Genomic DNA, 6933 nt, shown 5'->3' with positions numbered 1-6933 from the left:
TTGTTCAGTTTTCAAAGGTCTTTGTCTCATCAGAGACAACTTCTATATTCTATCAAATTTAAAACTCGCTGTCAATACCTTTTTCAAGGTTTTTTCAAACTTGTTTCAAATCTGTTACCGCTACCCTCTCGGACAACAGCTATATTAGTTTAGCATTTCTAACTCGCTTTGTCAAGAACTTTTTTAAGTTTTTTTCAAAGCTGTTTGAAATGTTAGCTGCTTCAAACAACAGCTTATTTAGTATACTAAACTTAATTTACACTGTCAACACTTTTTTGATAGTTTTTGATATTTTTTTGTAATACTGTCATAAATCTGTCATGATAGGCATTCTTTCAGGCGTTTAAATTTTGATGGAATACTCTTTCTACTCTCTTATTTGACTATTTTATGACTTTATCACCGTCATTCTCTACCCAAAGCTTTCCTTTTTACTTTTCCGTACTTAGCTTATCAGGAAAAAATTAATTTTACTTATCAGCGAACGTCCCTCATTGCTGCCTTAGCAGCTTATTAAACTAATCTTACTCATCTAATACAGATATTTTTTTGTGCTTAGATGTTATAACTACCTCACCACCTCAAGAATCACTACTTTCGATTCTAGTAGGAGATTAAACGAAGTGTAAAGACGGATTTTATCCCATTTAGGCAATTTTCATACTCTGTTAATCGGATTTTTTGATATTGACGTCTACAAAGGCCATATAGCGTTCTCTGAAAGGTCTTATACCATTTCCCTCATTTGTAATATTAGGAGCTGTTATAAAGCAATTTTGAGCATTTCTGAGCGACTTAGGTAGTAATGTAATAAATAAAGTATAAAAACGCCTGCTTACGAAGTGTTTCTAAACTAGAGACATTTCGTAAACAAGCGTTACTAAATCACCAATATGATGAGTGTTCCCGCTAGGGAAAATCCCCAGCGGTAGACCAGAGCTAGACTAAGAACCCTAGAGTTCCATCATCATAACACTCAACAAAATTGATAAAAATTATACTAATTCAATGATTGCCATTGGAGCAGCATCACCACGGCGAGGTTCAGTTTTAAGAATACGAGTGTATCCACCGTTGCGTTCTGCGTAACGTGGTGCGATTTCATCGAAAAGTTTTTGAAGTGCTGTTTGTGAAGTGTATTTTTCAGTAGCTTCATCAAAGTTTTCAGATGCAATTTCATTGCGAACGAAAGCAGCAGCTTGACGACGAGCATGAAGATCACCACGTTTACCTAAAGTAATCATTTTTTCAACTGTTTTGCGGATTTCTTTAGCACGAGCTTCTGTAGTTACAATAGATTCGTTAATCAAAAGATCTGTTGTCAAATCACGAAGCATTGCTTTACGTTGTGAGCTAGTGCGTCCTAGTTTACGGTAAGCCATTTTATCCTCCTATATTATTTATCGTTTTTGAGTCCGAGTCCAAGATCAGCAAGTTTAACTTTGACTTCTTCAAGGCTCTTACGACCAAGGTTACGGACTTTCATCATTTCAGGCTCAGTTTTTTCTGTCAAATCAAATACAGTGTTGATACCTGCACGTTTAAGACAGTTATATGAGCGGACTGACAAATCAAGTTCTTCGATAGTACGGTCAAGCACTTTTTCATCGTTAACTTTTTCAGTTTCTTTCATCACATCAGTGTTTTTAGCCACTTCAGTAAGGTCAGTAAACAAATTCAAGTGTTCGATCAAAACGCGCGCAGATAGACCTAAAGCATCTTCAGGAATGATTGTGCCATTTGTCATGATTTCGATTGTTAATTTATCAAAGCCATCATTGCTACCTACGCGAGCAGGTTCAACTTGATAATTAACTTTTTTCACTGGTGTGTAGATAGAGTCTACAGCCAATGTTCCCACTGGAGCATCTTCTTTTTTATTACCTTCTGCTGGAACGTAACCACGTTTTTTAGCAACAGTCATTGTAGCTTTCAAACTGTGTCCTTCAGCGATTGTAAAGAGATAGTGGTCTGGGTTGACGATTTCAACATCGCTATCTGTTAAAATATCTCCTGCAGTAACTTCTGCTGGACCTTCAACATCAAGTTCGATAATTTTTTCATCATCAACATAAGATTTTACTGCAAGTCCTTTAATATTAAGGATGATTTGCATAACATCTTCGCGTACACCTGGAATAGTGTCAAATTCGTGGAGTACTCCATCAATTTTAATTGATGTTACTGCCGCACCTGGGAGTGAAGACAAGAGTACACGACGAAGAGAATTACCTAGAGTTGTCCCGTATCCACGTTCAAGTGGTTCGATGACAAATCTGCCGTAATCTTTATTTTCATCAATTTTTGTTATTATTGGTTTTTCAAACTCAATCATTTATTATACTCCCTCGAAACGAATCTTGTGTACTATTAACAATTATGATTACACACGACGACGTTTTGGAGGACGAGCACCATTGTGTGGCACAGGAGTAACGTCACGGATTGAAGTCACTTCAAGACCAGCAGCAGCAAGAGCACGAATAGCAGACTCACGACCTGAACCAGGACCTTTTACAGTAACTTCAACAGTTTTAAGACCATGTTCTTGTGCAGATTTAGCAGCAGCTTCAGCAGCCATTTGTGCAGCGAATGGAGTAGATTTACGAGAACCTTTGAATCCAAGAGCACCAGCTGATGACCAAGCAATTGCGTTACCGTGCACATCTGTAATCATAACAATAGTGTTATTGAATGTAGCGTGAATATGAGCAACACCAGATTCGATGTTCTTTTTCACACGACGTTTACGTGTTGGTTTAGCCAATTTTTTTACCTCCTATTTTATTTTTTCTTACCAGCAATCGCAACAGCTTTACCTTTACGAGTGCGAGCGTTATTTTTAGTGTTTTGACCACGGACAGGAAGTCCACGACGGTGACGGATACCACGGTATGAACCAATTTCCATCAAGCGTTTGATGTTCATGTTCACTTCACGACGAAGGTCACCTTCAACTTTAATTGCATCAACTTCACGACGGATAGCATCTTCTTGATCTGATGTCAAATCTTTAACACGGATGTCTTCAGAAACACCAGCAGCTGCTAAGATTTTCTTAGAAGTTGCAAGACCGATACCATATACATAAGTAAGTGAAATTACTACACGTTTTTCATTTGGAATATCAACTCCAGCAATACGAGCCATTTTTTCTCCTTTCTATATTATCCTTGACGTTGTTTGTGTTTTGGATTTGATGGACAAATTACCATAACACGACCGTTACGACGAATAACTTTACAGTATTCGCAAATTGGTTTGACTGATGGTCTTACCTTCATTTTTTAATCCCTCCAATTATTTCGATTATTTAAAGCGGTATGTGATACGTCCACGTGTTAAATCATATGGACTCATTTCAACAGTAACACGGTCACCTACCAAAATACGAATGTAGTTTTTACGGATTTTTCCTGATACAGTTGCCAAGATTTGGTGTCCATTTTCTAATTCAACAGTAAACATAGCGTTAGGCATCGTCTCAACAACTTTACCTTCAATTTCAATCACATCTTCTTTTGCCACGCAAAAGTACCCCCTAAATTTCGATTTGATGTCCTCTGAGTACAGAGGTAACAATTATAAGCCAGACTAGCCTATTATATCACGACTCTTCTACTTGTGCAAGTAGAAACTCTTAAATTATTTTAATGATGAGATTGCTTTTTCAATGTCAGCAAATACATCATTGATGTCTTGGTTACCTTGAATATCAAAAACAATACCAGCTTTACGGTAGTGTTCAATGATTGGTGCACCTTGAGCAATATTAACATCAAGACGACGTTTTACAGTTTCAGGTTTGTCATCTTCACGTTGGTAGAATTCATGTCCGCCACATGCATCACAAGTTCCTTCAACTTTTGTTGGATTGAATACTTTGTGGTATGTTGCTCCACAAGAACGGCAAATAAAGCGGCCAGATAAGCGTTCAATCAAGCTGTCTGGATTAACATCAATGTTAATAACACCGTCTAATTTAAGATCCAAATTTTTAAGTGTTTCATCCAAAGCATGTGCTTGTTCGATAGTACGTGGGTAACCATCAAGCAAGAAACCTTTTTCAGCGATATCAGCTTGTGCCAAACGTTCTTTAACAATACCGTTAGTTACTTCGTCAGGTACAAGTTCACCTTTATCGATGAATGATTTAGCAAGAACACCCATTTCAGTTTTGTTTGCCATTGCAGCACGGAACATATCTCCGGTAGAAATGTGTGCAACGCCGAATTCTTCAACGATTTTTGCTGCTTGAGTCCCTTTACCAGCCCCTGGTAAACCCATGATTAAAAGATTCATGATACTCTCCTTATTTTGTTTTTAAATAAATTTAACACCGAAGTGCTAAACTTATTCAAAAACAAAATAGAAAGGTTGACTAGGTCAACCTATATTCTATTCTGCTGTGTTCATGAAACCAACATACTGTCTCTTCAAGAGATAACCTTCAAGTTGTTTCATTCCTTCAATACCTGTTGAAATCAAGATAAGAAGACTTGTTCCTCCAAGAGCAATACTGCTAGATAAGTTCATTGCTTGTTGTGCAATAATTGGTGTTAATGAAATAAACGCCAAGAAAATTGAACCTACAGTAGCTAATTTCTTCAATAATGAAGAAAGATATTCTTCTGTTTCGCGTCCAGGTCGAACACTAGGAATATATGACGCACCTTTTTGCAAGTTTTCTGCTGTTTTTTCAGGATTAACTTGAACAAAAGTATAGAAGAATGAGAATAAAATAATTAGTACTGCGTAAATTACCATTCCGATCGGTGTTTGGTAATTCAAATATGATTCTAGAGTTGTAAGCCAAGGAATATCATGTCCATTTGAAATCAACGGAATAATCGTACTTGGAATCGTTGTAATCGAACTGGCAAAGATAACGGGAATGACGCCAGCCGGATTAATTTTTAAAGGAAGATAAGAACTTGTTGGTGCACCTTGAACCAATTTTGTATATTGGATTGGAATTTTATATTCTGCTTGTTGGACAAAGGTTGTAAAGAACACAATTGCCAATACAGCTACAATCAACAAAGCTACAAAGATATATGAAGATATTAAATCACTTGAACGAACGTTTACAAAGAAATCTTCATAGATTGTTGAAATAGCATTTGGAATTGATGAAATGATACCCGCGAAGATAATCATTGAAACACCATTTCCGAAACCTTTGTCGGTGATTTGTTCACCGAGCCATGTCACAATCATACTACCAGTAGTTAACAAAGCACCAATTAGAATGTATGTTTTAACATTTGGTGTTGACACCAATGAAATACTTGATAAAGTATTAAAGCCTGCTGTGATCCCGATTGATTGAATGAAAGCCAAGACAAGTGAAATATAACGAGTCGCTTGATTTAACTTACGACGCCCAACTTCACCTTGTTTGCTCCATTCAACAAACTTAGGCAAGATATCCATTTGCAACAGCTGAACAATGATAGATGCTGTGATGTACGGGCTAACACCCATTGAGAATACAGAGAAGTTACTCATAGCATTACCAGAAACAAGGTTCAACATATTTAGAAAGGGAAGTTCACCTAGTTGATCAAGACTTTTAGCATTGATACCTGGCACAGTAATATGTGTTCCAACACGGAAAACAAAGATGATAAAAAGTGTAAAGAAAATTTTATTTCTAACATTTTTTACCTTTAGTGCATCTTTAAGTAATTTAAAGAACATACCGAGTCCTCCTTAATTAGATGACTTCGATTGAACCACCTTTTGCAGTGATAGCTGCTTCAGCAGATTTAGAGAATTTAGCTGCTTTAACAGTCAATTTTTTAGTCAATTCGCCGTTACCAAGAACTTTAACGCCTGATTTTTCAGCACGAATGATTCCAGCTTCTTTAAGAACAACTGGAGTTACTTCTGTACCATCTTCGAAAACGTTAAGTTGGTCAAGGTTTACAAGAGCGTATTCTTTAGCGTTAACGTTCAAGAAACCACGTTTTGGCATACGACGGAACAATGGAGTTTGTCCACCTTCAAAACCAAGACGTACTTTACCACCGCTACGAGCTTTTTGACCTTTTTGACCGCGTCCTGCAGTTTTACCGTTACCAGATGATGTACCACGACCTACACGGTTACGTACTTTACGAGAACCTTCAGCAGGTTTAAGTTCATGAAGTTTCATTATTATTTTCTCCTTTTTTGTAAAATGCTAGCGCCTCTATGAGGGGAAAGGACTCCCCATAGAAACTCGCCTATACTAATATCTAGTTTAAGTCGCAAGAGTACCCCTTGCGACTTAAACCTAAAATTTATTTAATGTTAATTATTTAACATCTTCAACAGTTACCAAGTGTGAAACTGAAGTAACCATTCCACGGATAGCTGGAGTGTCTTCTTTGACAACTGAGCTATGTAATTTACCAAGTCCAAGAGCAGCAACTGTTTTACGTTGTGCAGGAATGCGTCCGATTGGAGACTTAGTCAAAGTAATTTTAATTTGAGCCATTATTATCCCCTTTCTTATGCTAAATCAGAAACTGAAACACCGCGAAGAGCAGCAACGTCTTCTGCACGTTTAAGTTGTTTCAAACCTTCAACAGTTGCGCGAACAATGTTGATTGGAGTGTTTGAACCAAGTGATTTAGATGTAACATCTGCAACACCGGCCAATTCGATGACGGCACGAACAGCACCACCAGCAGCAACCCCAGCACCTTCTACAGCAGGTTTCAACAATACTTTAGCTCCACCAAATTCTGAACGAACTTCGTGAGGAATTGTTGTACCAACCATAGGTACTTCGATCAAGTTTTTCTTAGCGTCTTCAACAGCTTTACGAATAGCTTCTGGTACTTCTTGAGCTTTACCAGTACCGAAACCTACACGACCATTACGGTCACCAACAACTACAAGAGCAGCAAAGCGAAGACGACGTCCACCTTTAACAACTTTTGT

Annotated in this window: 11 protein-coding genes; all 11 read right to left on the bottom strand. The window is 37.5% G+C overall.

Going from position 1 to position 6933, the window contains the following annotated elements:
* Nucleotides 1-995: 995 nt before the first annotated feature.
* Complete coding sequence (gene rplQ / locus B4D49_RS06960; protein ID WP_003062890.1) at nucleotides 996-1382, bottom strand: 50S ribosomal protein L17; 387 nt, start codon at nucleotides 1380-1382, stop codon at nucleotides 996-998.
* Nucleotides 1383-1396: 14 nt separating this feature from the next.
* A complete protein-coding gene (locus tag B4D49_RS06955; protein WP_009853219.1) occupies nucleotides 1397-2335 on the bottom strand; it encodes a DNA-directed RNA polymerase subunit alpha in 939 nt (312 codons plus the stop codon).
* A 48-nt stretch (nucleotides 2336-2383) separates the two neighbouring features.
* Complete coding sequence (rpsK, locus tag B4D49_RS06950) at nucleotides 2384-2767, bottom strand: 30S ribosomal protein S11 (RefSeq protein WP_003062885.1); 384 nt, start codon at nucleotides 2765-2767, stop codon at nucleotides 2384-2386.
* 17 nt (nucleotides 2768-2784) lie between these two features.
* Nucleotides 2785-3150: a 30S ribosomal protein S13 gene (rpsM, locus tag B4D49_RS06945; protein ID WP_003067196.1), complete on the bottom strand. Its 366-nt coding sequence runs from the start codon at nucleotides 3148-3150 to the stop codon at nucleotides 2785-2787.
* Between the two features lie 17 nt (nucleotides 3151-3167).
* The gene (rpmJ, locus tag B4D49_RS06940) at nucleotides 3168-3284 is read right to left on the bottom strand and encodes a 50S ribosomal protein L36 (RefSeq protein ID WP_002959355.1); all 117 of its coding nucleotides are present in this window, start codon (nucleotides 3282-3284) and stop codon (nucleotides 3168-3170) included.
* Between the two features lie 25 nt (nucleotides 3285-3309).
* On the bottom strand, nucleotides 3310-3528 hold the full coding sequence (infA, locus tag B4D49_RS06935) for a translation initiation factor IF-1 (RefSeq protein ID WP_001040189.1): 219 nt from the start codon (nucleotides 3526-3528) through the stop codon (nucleotides 3310-3312).
* A 117-nt stretch (nucleotides 3529-3645) separates the two neighbouring features.
* Nucleotides 3646-4302: an adenylate kinase gene (locus B4D49_RS06930; RefSeq protein ID WP_074482941.1), complete on the bottom strand. Its 657-nt coding sequence runs from the start codon at nucleotides 4300-4302 to the stop codon at nucleotides 3646-3648.
* 96 nt (nucleotides 4303-4398) lie between these two features.
* Complete coding sequence (gene secY / locus B4D49_RS06925; protein WP_039696042.1) at nucleotides 4399-5703, bottom strand: preprotein translocase subunit SecY; 1305 nt, start codon at nucleotides 5701-5703, stop codon at nucleotides 4399-4401.
* A gap of 16 nt (nucleotides 5704-5719) precedes the next feature.
* Nucleotides 5720-6160 carry a 50S ribosomal protein L15 gene (gene rplO, locus B4D49_RS06920; RefSeq protein WP_003062876.1) on the bottom strand — a complete coding sequence of 147 codons (441 nt, stop codon included), beginning with the start codon at nucleotides 6158-6160 and terminating at the stop codon, nucleotides 5720-5722.
* A 141-nt stretch (nucleotides 6161-6301) separates the two neighbouring features.
* On the bottom strand, nucleotides 6302-6484 hold the full coding sequence (rpmD, locus tag B4D49_RS06915) for a 50S ribosomal protein L30 (protein ID WP_006531331.1): 183 nt from the start codon (nucleotides 6482-6484) through the stop codon (nucleotides 6302-6304).
* Between the two features lie 14 nt (nucleotides 6485-6498).
* Nucleotides 6499-6933, bottom strand: a 435-nt coding sequence (gene rpsE, locus B4D49_RS06910; protein ID WP_286783620.1) for a 30S ribosomal protein S5, incomplete at its 5' end; no start/stop codon positions are given.

This window comes from Streptococcus sp. UBA4344 (assembly GCF_002393675.1).
Taxonomy (GTDB): Bacteria; Bacillota; Bacilli; order Lactobacillales; family Streptococcaceae; genus Streptococcus; species Streptococcus vicugnae.
The sequence above is the reverse complement of the archived record's forward strand: the minus strand, read 5'-3'. Positions and strand labels throughout refer to the sequence as shown.